We start from the raw sequence: 16696 nt of genomic DNA on the forward strand, positions 1-16696 counted from the left end.
TTGCCATCTTCTGCACCGTCATATTGCAAGATTGCGGCGCTTGATCTCACCGAGCAAGACGTCTGCGGCTTGGTCGCCTGGCTCATCGGTCGTTTCGCGGTATGCTCTGACCAGGTCGTCATTGGCCGATGGGATGAAAGCTCTCCCCCCATCTGCAAGATCGATCATGTGGTACTGGTAGTCTGACTCATCAGCGCGGGGTGTGCGCACGCCTTCGTTAATTGGCGAGGCCATCATGCCACGAGCACAATAGATGATTGCGGTATTCTGATAGCTGCGGCCGTCGAAAGGGCCGCCAAAAATTGGAAATTGTTCGGTCATGCACCCACGTACGACGCTGAACCTGCGCTCGTCTATACTGGCGTCAACGACCTTCGCTCGGTTACAAGAAAAGAATGGACGGGCTAACCACCTCCATTGTTGGCATAGACTTTCCGAGCGAGGATAAGTCGAAGAGCAACAGGCGTATGGAGTGTATGCTCTACGCGCCGGGCAATCTGGTCGAGCTACGCCTCGAGCCGACCAACCCGTTCGACGCGAACGCCGTTGCGATCTTCAGCGACCGGGGCACGCAACTGGGCTATGTTAGCGCCGAGCGCGCGGCCCTGATTGGCAAGCGGATGGGCCAGGACGAGGTTACCGCGGTCTTTCAGGCGATGCACGGGAACCGGGCCTATATCCGGATCCGGTTCGGAGGCGGGTTACCTACCCTTCCCGACCCGGTCCCTGATGTTCCGAAGCCCGCCCCTCCCCGCTAGGTGCGGCCGGCGCAGCGACCGGTGTACGATCCCCACGCGTTCTATCCGGACGAAGAAGAGCCTGAGTTTGGTGCTTGAGTAAGCGTGTCCCGCGAATGCGCGTTGATCTCTGCCATTCTTCGGTGCCCCATGGCGTCCACCGCAGCGGCTGTTAGCTGGTCAGCGAGATCGAGGGCCAGGTTTGGCTCGAGGGTCGCCGCGATCCCCTGCCCCTCAATGACGACGCATCCCTCAGACGCTTCACTCGTCACTCCCTCGACGTGCGGTTCGTAAGCCATCCGACCTCTCCAATCGAGACAGCAACGAGTATCGCTAAGGGAAAGGTGCGTATTGATCCAGATTAATTTATCCGACCGATGGCAATCGGACCACCGGTCTTATCCTGATGAGGAAGGGCCGGAGTTCGGGGCTTAGGAGATTGGTCTAGCGTCCGGCAGTCCAGCCTGTACGTTGCAGCCCATGCAAGAATTAAACGCGCTTCATTTTGTGGGCACTGTCGCTGAGGTTCGTCGCCTTTGCACTGTACTCGAACAAGACATGCCTGGCGCGAATGAATCGTTTGCCGGTCCGGTTAGGCAGGCTGTTTCTGCGACATTGGAAAGTCTTTGTCAGCACCTTCTCGCGGTAGGCGCTCAGTCGGCATGGGTAGCTAGCGACCGCCTAGCGAAGCGGCTGGCCGACCCAAACTTCGTCATCAATTTTGCTCAGTTGCGTGCGGCGATGAACGATGTCGAAAGCCGTTTCGCGGATCACCTAAGTTTCATTCGTCTCTATGTGCTGACTGGCGAACAGCTACCCCTGCTAGGCTCCCCGACTGAATTGCTCGGTGAGGACGTAGCTAGTAAGTTCACCTCCGTGTGGTTCGATTGCGAAGAGGCGGCAAAATGCCTGGTCGTTCTTCGCCCTACTGCGTCCGTTTTTCATTCGATGCGAATGCTAGAGATCGCAATACGTGCGTTCGCCGCTAAGCTAAGCATACCGAACCCGGTCAAACCATCTCAGCGTAACTGGGCAATATTTTTGAAGCTAATAAGAGCTGCGATAGAAGAGCAATATCCGTCTGCTGCACGTATGCCGGGTAGCGAAGGGGCTTATCTGGAAGGCCTGTTCGCCACTCTGGACGCGGTTAAAAATCCGTGGCGCAATGAAGTTATGCACGTCGAGGGAGTTTACACTGATGCGGAAGCGCGGTTCATCTTCATCTGTGTCATTAACCTTTTTCAAAAAATGGCCGTCAGCTTTGACGAACGCGGTCGGAATAAATCTGCAGATGCTGGCATTACAGAAGCCGTCCGGAGTGAGGAGGGCTGAGTGACAGCAGCAGTCGGCACGAACTCGGTCAGCGCTGCGCCGAGTTTATTTGATTGATTACTTCTTGAAGCTCGCCCTCGACCCCGACGGAATGTGCTTCCGAAAAACGAATAAGAACCGTTTTTCCATCTTGGCTTACCGACTTAACGTGAGCCGCGTTGATACCAATAGGGCCACCATTGCTCGTGCGAGTAAATGTCGTGATCATGATGCTCTCCCATTGTCCTGGCGGTATGCGGCTCTCGAGCGGTTCAAGCAACTCTTCACATCCAGTCCCAACCATCTGGTCGAGGTGGGTCCAGCGCTTCCGGCCGCTCACGAAGGGGTCTCGATAGTATCGATACCCTTTGCCGCGGCGTGCGCCTTTTCGTCGGCCGCGATGATCGCTCGGGCGAGCTGAACCCAATGCGACCACGGGCTCTCGGCGTTCTAGTTATCGTTCCGCGGCGACCACGGGACGAGCTAACTGGGCATCTAGTCCGATCGCTGAATGCCCAGCCGCTTCTCGCCGCGGACGTGCACAGGCACATGCGGGTCGAGTGCGTCATCGTCGAGACGAGGTGTGCTGTTCTCAGCCCCGCGCGTTGCTCCTGAAGTTGGAATAGAGGGCGTCGATGATAATGCGGCAAGTCTTTCCGTAGCGGGCTATCCGCCAAGTCGCCTGGGTAGAAGCCGTCATCTATGAGCGGCCGATCCGATCCGTATGTTTCCGGTGACGTATCACCGTGGTAGATGCTCGTTATGAAACCGTCGTTGCTACCGCCTAAAAATATCTCCGCTTTTAATGTGGGGGCATGGGCGGGGACACTGTGGAAATCGGGCGCGCTGGAAACGGCAGTTTTAAGCCACAAACTAAGCTCAACGTGGTAGGCGGCGGACCCACCATCGACGGCACGCCGCCCGAGAGCGCGCGACGACGCCTGCCCGCGGTTCTCGCCGGCGCATCGGTCGCTGCGGTCGGTATCGTCCTCATCCTGCTCGTCGGTCTCGCGGTCGATCATTGGCCGTTCGCGTTCGACCGGTCGATCATCCTAGGGCTGCGCGCCTGGGGTGGTCCGTCCTGGCTGCCCAAGGTCGCCGCCGACGTCACCGCGCTGGGCGGCGGAATCGTCCTGACGATCGTCGTGGTGATCGTCGCCGGCCTGTTGATCGTCCAGCGGCTCTGGCTGACCGCACTCGCGATCGTCGCGTCGAGTGTCAGCGGCAATATCGTCGTCGAACTGGTCAAGCTGCACGTCGCCCGCCCGCGTCCCGACATCGTCGCGCACCTCGTCACCGTCACGCATATGAGCTTCCCCAGCGGGCATTCGGCGAACAGCGCGATCGTCTATCTGACGCTCGCCGGCCTCGCCTCGCAGGTGACTCAGGATCGCGCGACGCGGGCGTATATGCTCGTCGTCGCGATCCTGCTGGTCGGCGCGATCGGCTGCAGCCGCGTGTATCTCGGCGTGCACTGGCCGAGCGACGTGCTGGCCGGGTGGAGCTTCGGCACGCTGTGGGCGCTCGCCTGGTGGCTGGCGACCGCGCGCGCGCGCCGGGCGATCGGCGGCGAGCGGCATGCTTTCGGCACGCCGCTCACCGATCCGGCCGCGTCCTAGCGGCCCTTCTCGGCGAGCGCGCGCTCCCACGCCAGCGCATCGCGAACGATGCCGTCGAGATCGGCGTGGCGCGGCGTCCAGTCGAGCGTCTCGAGGATCGCACGATTGTCGGAGATCAGCATCGCCGGATCGCCTGCGCGACGCCCTTCCAGGCGACGCTCGATCGTCCGGTTGGTGACCTTGTCGACCGCGTCGAGCACCTCGAGCACCGAGAATCCCTTGCCATAGCCCGCGTTGAGCGTGTGGCTCTTGCCGGGTTCGGCGACCAGGACTTCCAGCGCGGCGACATGCGCGGCGGCAAGGTCGGTGACGTGGATGTAATCGCGCACGCCGGTACCGTCGGGGGTGTCGAAGTCGGTGCCGTAGACGCCTACCGCGTCGCGCTTGCCGGTCGCCGCCTCGACCGCGATCTTGATCAGATGGGTGGCGCCGATCGTCGACTGGCCGCTGCGCCCCTGCGGATCCGCGCCGGCGACGTTGAAGTAGCGCAACGCCGCATAGTTCATCGGATGCGCCGCGGCGACGTCGCGCAGCATCGCCTCGGTCATCAGCTTCGACATGCCGTAGGGGTTGATCGGCACGGTCGGATCGCCCTCCGCGACGGGCACCTTCTCGGGCGTGCCATAGGTCGCGGCGGTCGACGAGAAGATGAAGTGCGGCACGCCCTCGACGACTGCGCTCTCGATCAGCGCACGGCTGGCGGCAGTGTTGTTGCGGTAATATTTGAGCGGATCGCTGACCGACTCAGGGACCACGACCGAGCCCGCGAAATGCATGATCGCCTTGACGTCATGCTCGCGGATCGCCGCGCGGACCTTCGCGTCATCGGCGACGTTCGCCTCGACGAGTGCGGCGCGGGGATCGACCGCCCAGTCGAATCCCGTGACGAGATTGTCGAGCACGACGACGTCATACCCCGCGTCGAGCAACGCCAGCACCGCGTGGCTGCCGATATAGCCGGCCCCGCCAGTCACCATAACCTTACCGTCAATCACGCGCGTCTCCTCTTTGTTGCGGGGTAGCGACTTCCTACATTGGCGGAAAGGAGATCGTTATGACGGATTATGTAACGCTGGCCGGCGGCTGCTTCTGGTGCACCGAGGCTGTGTTCAAGGACGTGATCGGCGTGGAGTCGGCCGAGAGCGGGTATATCGGCGGGCATGTCCCTGATCCGACGTACAAACAGGTGTGCGGCGGCGACACCGGCCATGCCGAGGCGATCCGCATCGGCTTCGACCCGGAGCAGCTGAAGCTTAGCGACCTGCTCGACATCTTCTTCGCGACGCACGACGCGACGACGCTGAACCGGCAGGGCAACGACGTCGGCACGCAGTATCGCTCGGCGATGTTCCCCGCGGACGACGCGCAGAAGGCGGAGATGGAGGCGGCGCTCGAGCGGGCGCAGGCGGATTCGCCGAAGCCTATCGTCACCACGATCGAGCCGATGGATACTTGGTACGAGGCCGAAGGCTATCACCAGGATTACTGGGAAACGTCGGGCCGCTCGAACCCGTATTGCATGGCGGTGATTCCACCCAAGCTGCAGAAGCTCCGCAAGAGCTTTGCCGCACGGTCGAAGGCGGCGGTAAACGCGTAACGGCAGGTCCGGGAACGCTAGATCAGTTGTTCCCCCGCGGAGGCGGGGGCCCAGCTAAATACCGAATTTCAACTTGGCTCCTGGACCCCCGCCTCCGAGGGGGAACGGATTATCGGTAAGCGGCGCGGCGCAAGCGGTCGTTGATCGCTTCGCCGATACCGTCGCGAGGAATCGGCGCGATAGCGATCTTGGGACGGTCGTTCGCGTCTGCTGCGTGAAGCAGGTCGAACAGCTTCGCGGCGGCCTCGAGGAGGTCTCCGGATGCGGAGAGGGTTACGTCGCCCGCGACTTCGCCGAACCCGATAAGCCATTCGTCCGGAGCCGCTTCCATTGCATTCAACCGAAGCGCCTTGTTCGGCGCATAGTGACTCTCAAGCTGCCCCGGCGCTGTCACCGCACCCTCACGCCCCCCCGGCGAAGGCCGGGGCCCAGTTGGGAAACTGTCATGATCGGCGTTGCGCGTAGCTACTTCCGACGTTCCAACTTGGCCCCGGCCTCCGCCGGGGGGGGGCTCTAAGTACTGCTGGATAGCCTCCGCCGTAACCGGCCCCGGCCGCAGCACAGTCCGCCCCGCCACGATCGTCGACTCAAGCCCAGCCTCGGTAGCCCCGTCGTTGATAATCAACGGCACGTTCCCTCCCAGACTCCCCGCCACATGCGCAGCCGTCGTCGGAGAAATCCCCCCACTCGCATTGGCCGAAGGCGCCGCCAATGGCCGCCCCGATGCCGCGATCAACTCCTGCATCGCCCGATGCCGAGGCACTCGAACCGCGATCGTATCCAACCCCGCCGTCACCAGCGAAGCGATCCCCGAATCCCCCCGCACCGGCAGCACCAACGTCAGCGGCCCCGGCCAGAATGCCGCCGCCAGCGCCAACGCATCCGCATCGAACACCGCGATCCGCTCCGCCGCCGCCAGATCCGCCACATGCACGATCAACGGATTGAAACTCGGCCGCCCCTTCGCCGCGTAAATCCGCGCCACCGCCTCCGCATTCGTCGCGTCCGCAGCGAGCCCGTACACCGTCTCGGTCGGCACCGCGACGATCCCCCCGTCGCGAATCAGCGCGGCGGCTTCGGCGATCGCGGCCGTGCCGTAGGGTAAAATCCGAGGGTGTGGACGGGTCATTCCACAAGCGTATAGCGGGTCCAAACCGTAGCGATAAGAGGATGCGATGGCCTTCACTCCAGCAACCACCGAACAGCGTTTCGTGCTCGACCATGTCGTGCGGATCGGCGAGATCGCCGCGACTGAACGCTATGCCGCCGCCAGCGACGACGTCGTCGACGCGGTCCTCGAAGGCGTGGGCCAGCTAGCGTCGGGCGAATGGGCCCCGCTCAATCGCACCGGCGACACCGTCGGCGCGAAATGGACTGACCGTGGCGTGGTCATGCCCGAAGGCTTCGCGCAGGCGTACAAGGATTATGTCGAGGGCGGCTGGGGCACGATCGGCGTCGAGGAGGAATGGGGCGGGCAGGGCCTGCCGTTCGCGATCCAGACCGCGGTGCTCGACACGCTCGGCTCGGCCAACATGGGCTTCGCGCTCTGCCCGACGTTGACCGTCGGCGCGATCGAGGCGCTCCAGCATCACGGCTCTCCCGAGCAGCAGGCATTGTACCTCCCCCATCTCGCGACCGGCGAGTGGACCGGCACGATGAACCTTACCGAGCCGCAGGCGGGCTCCGATGTCGGCGCATTGCGCGCGACCGCCACGCCGCTCGGCGACGGCAAGTGGTCGATCAAGGGCACCAAGATCTACATCTCGTTCGGCGATCACGACATGGCGCCGAACATCGTCCACCTCGTCCTCGCGCGGACGCCGGGCGCACCGGCCGGCACCAAGGGCATCTCGCTGTTCCTCGTCCCCAAGTTCCGCCTCCAGGAAGACGGCACGCCGGGCGAGTTCAACGACGTCCGCGTCGTCTCGATCGAGCACAAGATAGGCCTCCACGCCTCGCCCACCTGCGTGCTGAGCTTCGGGGACAACGACGACTGCATCGGTGAGCTGATCGGCGCCGAGCTCGGCGGCATCCGCGCGATGTTCACGATGATGAACAACGCACGGTTGAACGTCGGCCTCCAGGGCGTCCAGGTCGCCGAAGGCGCGACGCAGGGCGCGGTCGCCTATGCGCTCGACCGCGTGCAATCCGCCCGCGCCGGTTCGCCCAACAAGGACTCGGTCAAGATCGTCGAGCATCCCGACGTCCGCCGCATGCTGATGCGGATGAAGGCGCAAACCCAGGCGGCACGCGCGCTCGTCTATTACGCGGCAGGGCAGGTCGACCGCGCCAACCTCGGCGACCACGCCGCGCGCAACCGCCTCGAACTCGTCACGCCGCTGGCGAAGGCGCACGGCACCGATCTCGGCAACGAGGTCGCGTCGCTCGGCATCCAGGTCCACGGCGGCATGGGCTATGTCGAGGAAACCGGCGCCGCGCAGTATTTCCGCGATGCCCGCATCACGCCGATCTACGAGGGCACCAACGGCATCCAGGCGGCGGATCTGGTCGGGCGCAAACTTGGTCTCGACAACGGCGGCGCGTTCGCCACGCTGATCGCCGACATCCGCGCTGAAGCGAAGGACGAGCGGTTGCTAGCCCTAGTCGACGCCTGCGAAGCGATCGGGCGTAAACTCGCAACCGCGGACGCAGACGACAAGCTCGCCGCGAGCTACCCCTTCCTCACGATGCTGTCGGTCGCGACCTGCGGCTGGCTGATGGAGCGCCAGGGCGGGGTCGCCGGCAGCGACGATTTCGGCCGGATGAAGACCGCAGCGGTGCGCTTCTACCTCGACCAGATCGTCCCCGAAGCGATGGGCCTCAACGCGGCCGCCAATGCGAGCGCGGCGGTGCTCTACTCGATCGAAGCGGACCTGTTCGCGGCCTGAGCACCCCCCGTCATCCTGACGAAAGTCAGGATCCAGAGCCAAGCACCGCAACGCTCTTTGCTCTGGATCCTGGGTCGAGCCCAGGATGACGGGATGACGATGGCGACGTTCTCCTTCCCGTCTGTGTCGACACGACGGCCGCCGCGATCCTCCCCCGCAAGGGGGAGGTGGCACCGAAGGTGACGGAGGGGGAGGAACACGCAACGAAAGTGGCCCTTCCGCCCCCTCCGTCTGGCAAGCGCCAGCCACCTCCCCCTTGCGGGGGGGATCGCGAGGCGCGCCTCTGTTCGCGACAGCGCCAAACAACACCGTCATGCCGGGCTCGTTCCGGCATCGTTCCGCAGATCCGGGGGAAATGAGAACGTGGAACGGTGGTCCTTGGAACAAGCCCGGAGCGACGGAGCAAGCAGGGATGGCGTCCCTCATTCCGTTCGCCGTGAGCGTAGTCGAAGGGCATGCGCCCACGCGAAGGTGCTTCGACTGCACTCAGCACGAACGGGGGAGGGGCACTGCGTCACAGGCAACATCCGGTGCCCAGCACTCGACGCCCCCGCCCAACGGACGGTATGGGGAAACACAAAATCTCTGAAAGCCCGACCGATGTTCGACCTCGAAGCCTATCTCCTCCGTGTTGCCATGCCCGCGCGGCCCACGCTCGACTCGATCGGCCTCGGCCGCCTCCAGCACGCGCACCGCCTCTCGATCCCGTTCGAAGACCTCGACGTCGTCCTCGGCCGCGGCATCGCAATCGACACCGATTCAGTCTTCGCCAAGCTCGTCACCGCACGCCGCGGCGGCTATTGCTTCGAACACAACCGCCTCTTCCTCGACGCGCTCGCGGAACTCGGCTTCACCGCACGCCCGTTGCTAGCCCGCGTGTGGATCGCCACGACCGACGTACCGCCGCTCACGCACACCTTCGCGCTGGTGACGATCGACGGTCAGGACTGGATCGCCGACACCGGCTTCGGCGGCAGCTACACGCCCGTCCTCCCGCTCGCCGACGGCGCCGAGGCAACCGCCCCCGACGGCGCCCGTTTCCGCCTCGAAGCGACCGAGCAAGGCTGGATGCTGCTCCGCGACGGTGATCCGATGACCACTGACGGTCGCGGCGAGACGGGAGGATTCCAGCCGCAATACAGCTTCACGCTTGCGCAAGTGTTCGATGCGGACCTGGCAATGTCGAACCACTGGACCTCGACCGCCACGTCGAGCCGTTTCACCCACACCCCGATCGCCAGCATCGTCCTCCCGAACGGCTTCGCATCGCTGATCGGGCGCAACTACCGCCGGCGCTCGGGGACGGACACGACGGTCGGCGAGATCACAGACCCGCGCGTGTACCGCATCCGCATGAGCCTGTTGTTCGGGATCGACCTGAGCGTCGAGGACGTCGCCGCGCTGGGATTGTTCTGAAGTTCAACCCCAGTTCCGTTCGTGCTGAGTAGCGACCGAGTAGCTCCGTCAGGAGCGTATCGACGGTGCGTATCGAAGCATGGGTTCCACGCGCCAACCTGTCCTTCGATACGTCCTCTCGATACGCGGCTTCGCCACTACTCGACGACTACTCAGGACGAACGGAAGGGGGCAGGACGTAGGACGAGCTGGGAAAGTACGACGAACGGCAGGTGAGGGCCTAAGCCCGCTCCCGCTCCAGAAGATCATGCGCATCCAAGCCCAGCAGATCGATATGCCCCAGGATCCGCGGCCACTGCGTCGTCACGAAGTTCTCGCGCTCCGCCACCCGCAAAGCCTCCGCCGCACCCGGCATCACGAACATCCCGACCCCGCGCCGCACCTCGACATAGCCGTCGTCTTGAAAGCTCTGATACGCCTTGGCGACCGTCAGCGGATTGGCACCCTGCTCGGCGGCAAACGCGCGCACCGACGGCAGCTGATCACCCGCACGATAGTCGCCGCGCAAAATCCCCGCAGCGATCGTGCTGCGAAGGCGGATATATACGGGGCTGTCGTCGCTGCTGAGCGCTGTCATGCTGTTCTAATACAGCAATCTGGCGGAAAGTCGAGGCTCAGGATTCCCAATGGCTTACGAGCCGTGCCATATCCGGGCGAGGCCGTTCGTCGAGCGCGCGCGACGGCGTGCCGATGAACATGAACCCGGCGATCCGCTCCGCCGCCGTCCCGAACGCGTCGCGCACCAAATCAGAATAGGCCGGCCACCCCGTCAGCCAGCCGCCGGCAAACCCCTCCGCATGCACCGCATGGAGCAGGTTCATGCACGCCGCCCCCGCCGAAAGCTCCTGTTCCCAAAGCGGAATCTTGCTCTCCTTCGGCGACGACAGCACGACCACCAGCGTCGGCGCCTGATGCGCGAACTGGTCGAGCGACTCGAGTTCTGTCCGCGAAGCCGAGGGCCGTTCCGCGAGATACGCATCCGTAATCAGCGACGACAGCGCCGCGCGGTGGTCGTCACCCACGACGACGAACCGCCACGGCGCGAGCTTGCCGTGATCGGGCGTCCGTGCCGCGATCTCGAGGATCGTCGCCAGCTGGTAGGAATCGGGGCCGGGTGCGACCAGGTCGCGCGGCTTTCCCGAGCGGCGGGTGGCGAGCAGCGAGAGCGGCGTGGAGCGATCGTTGAGCATGCCCCGGCAGATAAGCCATGATGTGCGATATTTACAGGCCGAGCTTTGCCGCTAGGTTGCGCGCCATAACGGCCCCGCGTTCGACGGCGGCCAAGACGAGTATCAGGGAGCGTAAGAATGGTGGACACCCCGACCGCGGATACCCCGCGAGAGCCGGATATCACCCATATCAACCCGGCGTCCGGCGAAACCTGGTTCGGGCATCCCCGCCAGCTCGCGCGGCTGTTCACCACCGAAGCGTGGGAGCGGTTCGGCTATTACGGCATGCGCGCGCTGCTCACGCTGTACCTCACCAAGCATTTCGTGTTCGGCGACCGCGAGGCGACCGGGCTCTACGGCGGCTATACCGCGCTGGTGTATCTGACCCCGCTGGTCGGCGGCTACCTCGCGGACCAGTATCTCGGCTCCAAGCGCGCGGTTAAGTTCGGCGCGATCATCATGGCGCTCGGCTATCTGCTGCTCTGCTTCGGCGGCGAGACCGCCAAGCCGTACGCGACGATCGCCAACCAGCGTTACGCGATCGAAGTCGTCGATCAGGCGGACAGCGAAGTCCGCTATCTGGTGGACGGCGCGAACAAGCTGAAGATCAAGGGCAACGACGACGGCACCGTCTCGCTGCTCGCCCCCGACGGCTCGACCGCACGTACGGTGGAGAAGGGGGGCTTCGAATCGGGCGCCGAACGCAGCAGCTTCTACGTCACGATCATGCTGCTCGCGCTCTGCATGATCTCGGTCGGCAACGGCTTCTTCAAGCCCAACATCTCGACGATGGTCGGCGAGCTCTACGCACAAGGCGACAAGCGCCGCGATGCCGGGTTCACGATCTTCTACATGGGGATCAACTTGGGCTCGCTGTTCTCGCAGCTGCTCTGCCCGTTCCTCGCGGTCGCGGTCGGCTGGTGGGCCGGCTTCGGGCTCGCCGCGATCGGCATGCTCGCTTCGTGGACGCTGATCCAGTTCGATGGCGGCAAGCTAAACGGCTATGGCGAGCCCCCGGTTCGCACCGGTCCCGATCGTGCGCTCGGCATCTACGCGCTCGCGCTGCTCGGTATCCCGATCTTCTACCTGCTGTTCGTCAACCTCATGAACGCGGTGCCGCCGGTGCCGGGCTCCGGGATCGTCGGCTACATCGCCTCGCTGTCGCTGATGGGCAAATTGCTGTTCGGCACGTTCCTGATCGCGGTGCCGGGCATCCTGATCTGGTCGTTCATCAACGGCGAGCGTCGCGAGTTCCAAATGATGCTCGCCGCGATGGTGCTGATCGTGTTCAACGTCGTGTTCTGGACGCTGTTCGAGCAGGCCGGCTCCTCGCTGACGCTGTTCGCGGATCGCAACACCGATCTCAGCGTGTTCGGCCTTTTCAGCATCTCGGCCGGCCAGACGCAGTTCTTCAACGCGTTCTTCATCGTCGCGCTGGCACCGGTGATGTCGATCCTGTGGACCAAGCTCGCCGCCAAGGGCCTGGAGCCGTCGATCCCGGTCAAGTTCGGCATCGCGCTGATCGGCGTCGGCGTCGGTTTCCTGTTCCTCGTCTGGGGCGCAAGCATGGTCGGACCTTCGTTCAAGGTCGCGATCTGGTGGCTGGCCGGGCTGTATTTCATCCACTCGTTCGCCGAGCTCTGCATCTCGCCGGTCGGTCTCAGCATGATCACCAAGCTGTCGATCGCGCGCGTCGTCGGGCTGATGATGGGCGTCTGGTTCCTGTCGATCTCGGTCGCGCAGTATGTCGCCGGCGTCGTCGCGCAGGTGGCGAGCGTCGAGACGGTCGGCGGGCAGGTGACGAACCTGAAGGTCAGCCTGGACACCTACGCCGGCGTGTTCTGGACCATCGGCCTGGTCTCGGCAGGGATCGGCGTCGTGCTGCTGCTGATCTCGCCGTTGATCAAGAAGTGGATGCACGGCGTTCAGTAACAGGAAATCCCCCTCCCGCTTGCGGGAGGGGTTAGGGGAGGGCGCGACGTACGTACTGGCGTCCGGTCTACCGGTTGGCCCCTCCCCCGACCCCTCCCGCAAGCGGGAGGGGAGTTAGGTGTCAGATCCGCGTCATCGACATCGCCTTCTCGCCGTAACGCGGCCCGGCAGTCCCACCCCTCGGCGCCGCCGCATCCAGCTTCGCCAGATCGTCCGCGCTCAGCGCAATATCCGCCGCCTTCATGCTGTCCTCCAGCGTAACCCGGCGCTTCGACCCCGGGATCGGCACGATGTCGTCGCCCTGCGCCAACAGCCACGCGAGCGCCACCTGCGCAGGCGAAGCGTCATGTGCGTCGGCGATAGACTTCACCACCGCGACCATTTCCATGTTCTTGGCAAAGTTTTCCTCCGAGTACCGCGGATCGTTGCGACGATAGTCACCCTCCGGCAGATCCGACCGAGCGGTAATCTGCCCCGTCAAAAACCCGCGTCCCAGCGGCGAATACGGCACGAACCCGATCCCCAGCTCGCGACACAGCGGCAGGATCTCGTCCTCCACATCGCGCTCCCAAAGCGAATACTCACTCTGCAAAGCCGCGATCGGATGCGTCGCCGCCGCCCGCCGGATCGTATCGAGCCCAGCCTCCGACAGCCCGAGATGCCGCACCTTGCCCTCGCGTACGAGGTCGCCCATCGCGCCGACCGTATCCTCGATCGGCACGCCCGGATCAACGCGGTGCTGGTAGAGCAGATCGATCGTCTCGACCCCAAGCCGCTTCAGCGATCCCTCGCACGCCCGCCGCACATTGGCCGGCGTCGAGTCCACCCCCGTCATCCCGTTCTCGTCATACCGAAACCCGAACTTCGTCGCGATCACGACGCCGTCGCGCTTGCCCCGGATCGCCTTGCCGACCAGTTCCTCATTGACCAGCGGGCCATAGATCTCGGCGGTGTCGAACAGCGTCACGCCCAGCTCGATCGCGCGGTGGATGGTGGCGATACTCTCGTCGGCGTTCGCCTCGCCGTACATGCCCTTGCCGATGCCGGCCATCGGCATGCAGCCGAGACCCAGCGCGGAAACCTCGAAATCAGGGCCGAGCGTGCGATACTTCATGCGGAATCTCCTGAGCGCCGTTCCCGTGATCGGACCGCGCCGCGACCGAGATGGTAACGGCGGTGTCCATCGTCACGTTCCCGACGGTCCTAAACAGGTCGGGTATGGTCTCGACTGCGATGAGCAGACCCAGCACCTCGAGCGGGATGCCCATCGCCAGCGCCACCGGCGCGACCGAGGCGACGAAGCTGATCGTGCCGGGCAGCGAGATCGACCCCATCGTGGTGATCGCCGCGGTCGCCACGCCCGCCGCCATCTGCCCAGGTCCGATCGGCAGCCCCAGCCAGTGCGCGACGTAGAGCGCAACTGCGAGGTTCATCGCCGGGCTGGTCGCGCGGAACACCGCGACCGACAGCGGCAGGACGATCCCTGCGGTGGCGGGCGACGCGCCGAGATCGGTCGAGGCCTTCAGCATTGCCGGCAGCGAGGCGAGCGACGATTGCGTGCTGATCGCCACCGCCTGCGCCGGCGCGACCGCGCGCGCGAACCGGCCGAAGCCGACCCGCCCGCCGATCATCCCGATCGGATAGGCGGCGAGCAGGACGATGAAGCCGATTGTCGAGACGCAGACGATATAGTGCAGCAGCGCGCCGAACGCCGCCGTACCGGTGCGCGCGCCGACCCCGTAGGCGAGCGCGAAGATGCCGATCGGTGCCAGCTTCAGCACCCACTTGATGATGATCAGCAGCGCGTCGACGACCGCCTGGAAGAAACCGGTCAGTATGCGACTACGATCGTCGGGCAGCTTCGTCACCGCAAACGCGAAGGTCAGCGCGAAGACGGTCAGCGGCAGGAACGAGTCGCTGGAGGCGGCCGCGACGATGTTGGTCGGCACGATCGTGTCGAAGAACGCACCGATCCCCGGCACCGGCCCGACCGGCGCGGCGCCCGTCAGCGCAGCGCGTAGTGCGGAGCCGAGCGCGTGCGGCAATGGGAAGGCATCGAGGATCAACGGCATGACCAGCGCGGACATGATCGTCGTGCTCCACAGGATGACGACGATCATCACCATCGCGCGCACGGTGATTCGCCCGGCGCGCGCGGCCTCGGTCGTCGCGCCGATACCGGTCACGAGCAGCCCGACGACCAGCGGCACGATCACCATCTGCAACCCGTGCAGCCACGCCGAGCCGATCGGTTGCGTCACCGCCGTCGCAGCGATCGCGTTCGCCGGCGACCAGGCCGCCGCAGCGATGCCCATCGCGATGCCACCGATCAGGGCAGCCAGAATCCGTGTAGTCTGCGACATGCTCGCCCTTCGTGTTCGACCGCGCTATCAACGGCTTCGGACACCGATACGGGACGGAAAGCGGACGCGATGGCAAGAAAATACTTCGGCACCGATGGCATTCGTGGCGCCACCAATGTCTCGCCGATGACGGCGGAGATGGCGATGAAGGTCGGCATGGCCGCCGGCGCCTACTTCCTGCGCGGCGATCACCGCCACCGCGTCGTGATCGGCAAGGACACGCGGCTGTCTGGCTATATGCTCGAATCCGCACTGGTTGCAGGGTTCACCAGTGTCGGCATGGACGTCGTCATGGTCGGGCCAATGCCGACACCCGCGGTCGCGATGCTCACCCATTCGATGCGCGCCGATATCGGTGTCATGATCTCTGCTAGCCATAACGCCTATGCGGACAACGGCATCAAGCTGTTCGGCCCCGACGGCTACAAGCTGTCGGACGAAGCGGAGGAAGCGATCGAGGCGCTGATCGACGGCGACATCCCGCTCGTGCCGTCCAGCCAGATCGGTCGCGCGCGCCGCATCGACGATGCGCAGGGTCGCTACATCCACTTCGCCAAGTCGACCTTCCCCGAGAATCTTCGCCTCGACGGCATGCGGGTCGTGATCGATTGCGCGAACGGCGCCGCCTACAAGGTCGCACCGTCGGCGCTGTGGGAACTCGGCGCGGACGTCGTCGCGATCGGCGTCACCCCCAACGGTACCAATATCAACGACGGCGTCGGCTCGACCGCGCCGCAGACGCTCGCCGAGACGGTGGTTGCCAGCGGCGCGGACATCGGCATCGCGCTCGACGGCGACGCGGACCGGCTGATCGTCGTCGACGAGACCGGCACGATCGTCGACGGCGACCAGTTGATGGCGACGATCGCGGCAAGCTGGGCGCGGCAGGGGCGGCTTGCGGGCGGTGGCCTCGTCGCGACGGTGATGTCGAACCTGGGCCTGGAGCGCCACCTTGCGGCGCAGGGCCTCGGCCTCGTCCGGACCAAGGTCGGCGACCGCCACGTGCTCGAGAAGATGCGCTCGAGCGGCTACAATGTCGGCGGCGAGCAGTCGGGCCACATCATCCTGTCCGACTATGCGACCACCGGCGACGGATTGGTCGCGGCGCTGCAGATCCTGGCGGAGGTCAAGCGTTCGGGCGCACTGGCGAGCGAAGTGCTGCACCGCTTCGAACCCTTGCCGCAATTACTCAAGAACGTCCGTTTCGCCGGTGGCAAGCCGCTCGATGACGATGCCGTAAAGGCGGTGATCGCGCAGGCCGAGGCAGAACTGGCCGGCAACGGACGTCTGGTCATCCGTCCATCGGGCACCGAACCGGTGATCCGCGTGATGGCGGAAGGCGACGACCCGGCCCAGGTCGAGCGCGTCGTCGACCGCATCTGCGACGCCGTCCGGAAGGCGGCCGCCTGATGCTCGAGATGCGCCCCGCCTGCGAACGCTGCACCACCGACTTGCCCGCCGATGCACCTGGCGCGTTCATCTGCTCGTTCGAATGCACCTTCTGCGCAGAATGCGCGGACGCACTCGACGAGCGCTGCCCGAACTGCGGCGGCGAATTGCTCGATCGGCCGACAAGGCTGGGCGAGGCGCCACCGCAAAAGCCGGCGGGCGCGCGGCGGCACTAGGCGCCGGTTGGGTAAGCGCGACCTCGCTCCTTGTTGCCA

At 64.8% G+C, this 16696-nt stretch carries 17 protein-coding genes; 9 read left to right on the forward strand and 8 right to left on the reverse strand.

Going from position 1 to position 16696, the window contains the following annotated elements:
* Nucleotides 1–18 precede the first annotated feature (18 nt).
* A complete protein-coding gene (locus tag J4O76_RS17650) occupies nucleotides 19–321 on the reverse strand; it encodes a hypothetical protein (protein ID WP_426283202.1) in 303 nt (100 codons plus the stop codon).
* A gap of 155 nt (nucleotides 322–476) precedes the next feature.
* On the opposite strand from J4O76_RS17650, the gene J4O76_RS17655 reads away from it, so the two are divergent.
* Both J4O76_RS17655 and J4O76_RS17660 read left to right on the forward strand, forming a co-directional pair.
* Nucleotides 477–758 (forward strand): HIRAN domain-containing protein, encoded by a 282-nt coding sequence (locus J4O76_RS17655; protein WP_426283204.1) that lies wholly within the window; start codon nucleotides 477–479, stop codon nucleotides 756–758.
* Between the two features lie 459 nt (nucleotides 759–1217).
* Nucleotides 1218–2069 (forward strand): hypothetical protein, encoded by an 852-nt coding sequence (locus J4O76_RS17660; protein ID WP_426283205.1) that lies wholly within the window; start codon nucleotides 1218–1220, stop codon nucleotides 2067–2069.
* 28 nt (nucleotides 2070–2097) lie between these two features.
* Here J4O76_RS17660 and J4O76_RS17665 read toward each other — a convergent pair whose 3' ends face one another.
* On the reverse strand, nucleotides 2098–2277 hold the full coding sequence (locus J4O76_RS17665; RefSeq protein WP_426283207.1) for a hypothetical protein: 180 nt from the start codon (nucleotides 2275–2277) through the stop codon (nucleotides 2098–2100).
* A gap of 586 nt (nucleotides 2278–2863) precedes the next feature.
* Here J4O76_RS17665 and J4O76_RS17670 point away from each other — a divergent pair.
* A complete protein-coding gene (locus J4O76_RS17670; RefSeq protein WP_426283209.1) occupies nucleotides 2864–3667 on the forward strand; it encodes a phosphatase PAP2 family protein in 804 nt (267 codons plus the stop codon).
* Here J4O76_RS17670 and galE read toward each other — a convergent pair.
* A complete protein-coding gene (gene galE / locus J4O76_RS17675; protein ID WP_426283211.1) occupies nucleotides 3664–4662 on the reverse strand; it encodes a UDP-glucose 4-epimerase GalE in 999 nt (332 codons plus the stop codon). The two genes, J4O76_RS17670 and galE, sit on opposite strands and share 4 nt — an antisense overlap.
* 59 nt (nucleotides 4663–4721) lie before the next feature.
* On the opposite strand from galE, the gene msrA reads away from it, so the two are divergent.
* Nucleotides 4722–5264, forward strand: coding sequence for a peptide-methionine (S)-S-oxide reductase MsrA (gene msrA / locus J4O76_RS17680; protein WP_426283213.1), 543 nt, complete (start codon nucleotides 4722–4724; stop codon nucleotides 5262–5264).
* A 109-nt stretch (nucleotides 5265–5373) separates the two neighbouring features.
* On the opposite strand, the gene J4O76_RS17685 is transcribed toward msrA, so the two are convergent.
* Entirely contained in the window at nucleotides 5374–6393 is a 1020-nt protein-coding gene (locus tag J4O76_RS17685; protein WP_426283215.1) for an L-threonylcarbamoyladenylate synthase, read from the reverse strand.
* 46 nt (nucleotides 6394–6439) lie between these two features.
* Between J4O76_RS17685 and J4O76_RS17690 the strand changes: the two genes are divergently transcribed.
* Together J4O76_RS17690 and J4O76_RS17695 are read left to right on the forward strand one after the other, a co-directional pair.
* Nucleotides 6440–8152 carry an acyl-CoA dehydrogenase gene (locus J4O76_RS17690; protein ID WP_426283217.1) on the forward strand — a complete coding sequence of 571 codons (1713 nt, stop codon included), beginning with the start codon at nucleotides 6440–6442 and terminating at the stop codon, nucleotides 8150–8152.
* A 600-nt stretch (nucleotides 8153–8752) separates the two neighbouring features.
* Nucleotides 8753–9568 carry an arylamine N-acetyltransferase family protein gene (locus J4O76_RS17695; protein WP_426283219.1) on the forward strand — a complete coding sequence of 272 codons (816 nt, stop codon included), beginning with the start codon at nucleotides 8753–8755 and terminating at the stop codon, nucleotides 9566–9568.
* Between the two features lie 220 nt (nucleotides 9569–9788).
* Here the strand turns inward: J4O76_RS17695 and J4O76_RS17700 are convergent, their stop codons facing one another.
* Both J4O76_RS17700 and J4O76_RS17705 read right to left on the reverse strand, forming a co-directional pair.
* A complete protein-coding gene (locus J4O76_RS17700; RefSeq protein WP_056053547.1) occupies nucleotides 9789–10145 on the reverse strand; it encodes a GntR family transcriptional regulator in 357 nt (118 codons plus the stop codon).
* Nucleotides 10146–10182: 37 nt separating this feature from the next.
* Nucleotides 10183–10758, reverse strand: coding sequence for a nitroreductase family protein (locus J4O76_RS17705; RefSeq protein WP_426283221.1), 576 nt, complete (start codon nucleotides 10756–10758; stop codon nucleotides 10183–10185).
* 117 nt (nucleotides 10759–10875) lie between these two features.
* On the opposite strand from J4O76_RS17705, the gene J4O76_RS17710 reads away from it, so the two are divergent.
* Nucleotides 10876–12669 (forward strand): peptide MFS transporter, encoded by a 1794-nt coding sequence (locus J4O76_RS17710; protein WP_056487721.1) that lies wholly within the window; start codon nucleotides 10876–10878, stop codon nucleotides 12667–12669.
* 121 nt (nucleotides 12670–12790) lie between these two features.
* Here J4O76_RS17710 and J4O76_RS17715 read toward each other — a convergent pair whose 3' ends face one another.
* Both J4O76_RS17715 and J4O76_RS17720 read right to left on the reverse strand, forming a co-directional pair.
* Nucleotides 12791–13783 carry an aldo/keto reductase gene (locus J4O76_RS17715; RefSeq protein ID WP_426283223.1) on the reverse strand — a complete coding sequence of 331 codons (993 nt, stop codon included), beginning with the start codon at nucleotides 13781–13783 and terminating at the stop codon, nucleotides 12791–12793.
* Entirely contained in the window at nucleotides 13758–15032 is a 1275-nt protein-coding gene (locus tag J4O76_RS17720; RefSeq protein ID WP_426283225.1) for a dicarboxylate/amino acid:cation symporter, read from the reverse strand. The genes J4O76_RS17715 and J4O76_RS17720 overlap by 26 nt, the downstream gene beginning before the upstream one ends.
* Nucleotides 15033–15101: 69 nt before the next feature.
* On the opposite strand from J4O76_RS17720, the gene glmM reads away from it, so the two are divergent.
* Both glmM and J4O76_RS17730 read left to right on the forward strand, forming a co-directional pair.
* The gene (gene glmM, locus J4O76_RS17725; protein ID WP_056487731.1) at nucleotides 15102–16442 is read left to right on the forward strand and encodes a phosphoglucosamine mutase; all 1341 of its coding nucleotides are present in this window, start codon (nucleotides 15102–15104) and stop codon (nucleotides 16440–16442) included.
* A complete protein-coding gene (locus J4O76_RS17730; RefSeq protein ID WP_056064261.1) occupies nucleotides 16442–16657 on the forward strand; it encodes a DUF1272 domain-containing protein in 216 nt (71 codons plus the stop codon). The genes glmM and J4O76_RS17730 overlap by 1 nt, the downstream gene beginning before the upstream one ends.
* The last annotated feature ends 39 nt before the right edge of the window (nucleotides 16658–16696 follow it).

Origin of the sequence: Sphingomonas sp. NFX23 (assembly GCF_049887795.1) — a bacterium.
GTDB lineage: Bacteria > Pseudomonadota > Alphaproteobacteria > Sphingomonadales > Sphingomonadaceae > Sphingomonas.

Coding starts and splice junctions, on each gene's coding strand:
- J4O76_RS17720 (WP_426283225.1), bottom strand. CDS start 15,032: ATGTCGCAGACTACACGGATTCTGGCTGCCCTGATCGGTGGCATCGCG.
- J4O76_RS17730 (WP_056064261.1), top strand. CDS start 16,442: ATGCTCGAGATGCGCCCCGCCTGCGAACGCTGCACCACCGACTTGCCC.
- J4O76_RS17690 (WP_426283217.1), top strand. CDS start 6,440: ATGGCCTTCACTCCAGCAACCACCGAACAGCGTTTCGTGCTCGACCAT.
- glmM (WP_056487731.1), top strand. CDS start 15,102: ATGGCAAGAAAATACTTCGGCACCGATGGCATTCGTGGCGCCACCAAT.
- J4O76_RS17700 (WP_056053547.1), bottom strand. CDS start 10,145: ATGACAGCGCTCAGCAGCGACGACAGCCCCGTATATATCCGCCTTCGC.
- J4O76_RS17705 (WP_426283221.1), bottom strand. CDS start 10,758: ATGCTCAACGATCGCTCCACGCCGCTCTCGCTGCTCGCCACCCGCCGC.
- J4O76_RS17670 (WP_426283209.1), top strand. CDS start 2,864: ATGGGCGGGGACACTGTGGAAATCGGGCGCGCTGGAAACGGCAGTTTT.
- J4O76_RS17660 (WP_426283205.1), top strand. CDS start 1,218: ATGCAAGAATTAAACGCGCTTCATTTTGTGGGCACTGTCGCTGAGGTT.
- J4O76_RS17685 (WP_426283215.1), bottom strand. CDS start 6,393: ATGACCCGTCCACACCCTCGGATTTTACCCTACGGCACGGCCGCGATC.
- J4O76_RS17665 (WP_426283207.1), bottom strand. CDS start 2,277: ATGATCACGACATTTACTCGCACGAGCAATGGTGGCCCTATTGGTATC.
- J4O76_RS17650 (WP_426283202.1), bottom strand. CDS start 321: ATGACCGAACAATTTCCAATTTTTGGCGGCCCTTTCGACGGCCGCAGC.
- msrA (WP_426283213.1), top strand. CDS start 4,722: ATGACGGATTATGTAACGCTGGCCGGCGGCTGCTTCTGGTGCACCGAG.
- J4O76_RS17710 (WP_056487721.1), top strand. CDS start 10,876: ATGGTGGACACCCCGACCGCGGATACCCCGCGAGAGCCGGATATCACC.
- J4O76_RS17655 (WP_426283204.1), top strand. CDS start 477: ATGCTCTACGCGCCGGGCAATCTGGTCGAGCTACGCCTCGAGCCGACC.
- J4O76_RS17695 (WP_426283219.1), top strand. CDS start 8,753: ATGTTCGACCTCGAAGCCTATCTCCTCCGTGTTGCCATGCCCGCGCGG.
- J4O76_RS17715 (WP_426283223.1), bottom strand. CDS start 13,783: ATGAAGTATCGCACGCTCGGCCCTGATTTCGAGGTTTCCGCGCTGGGT.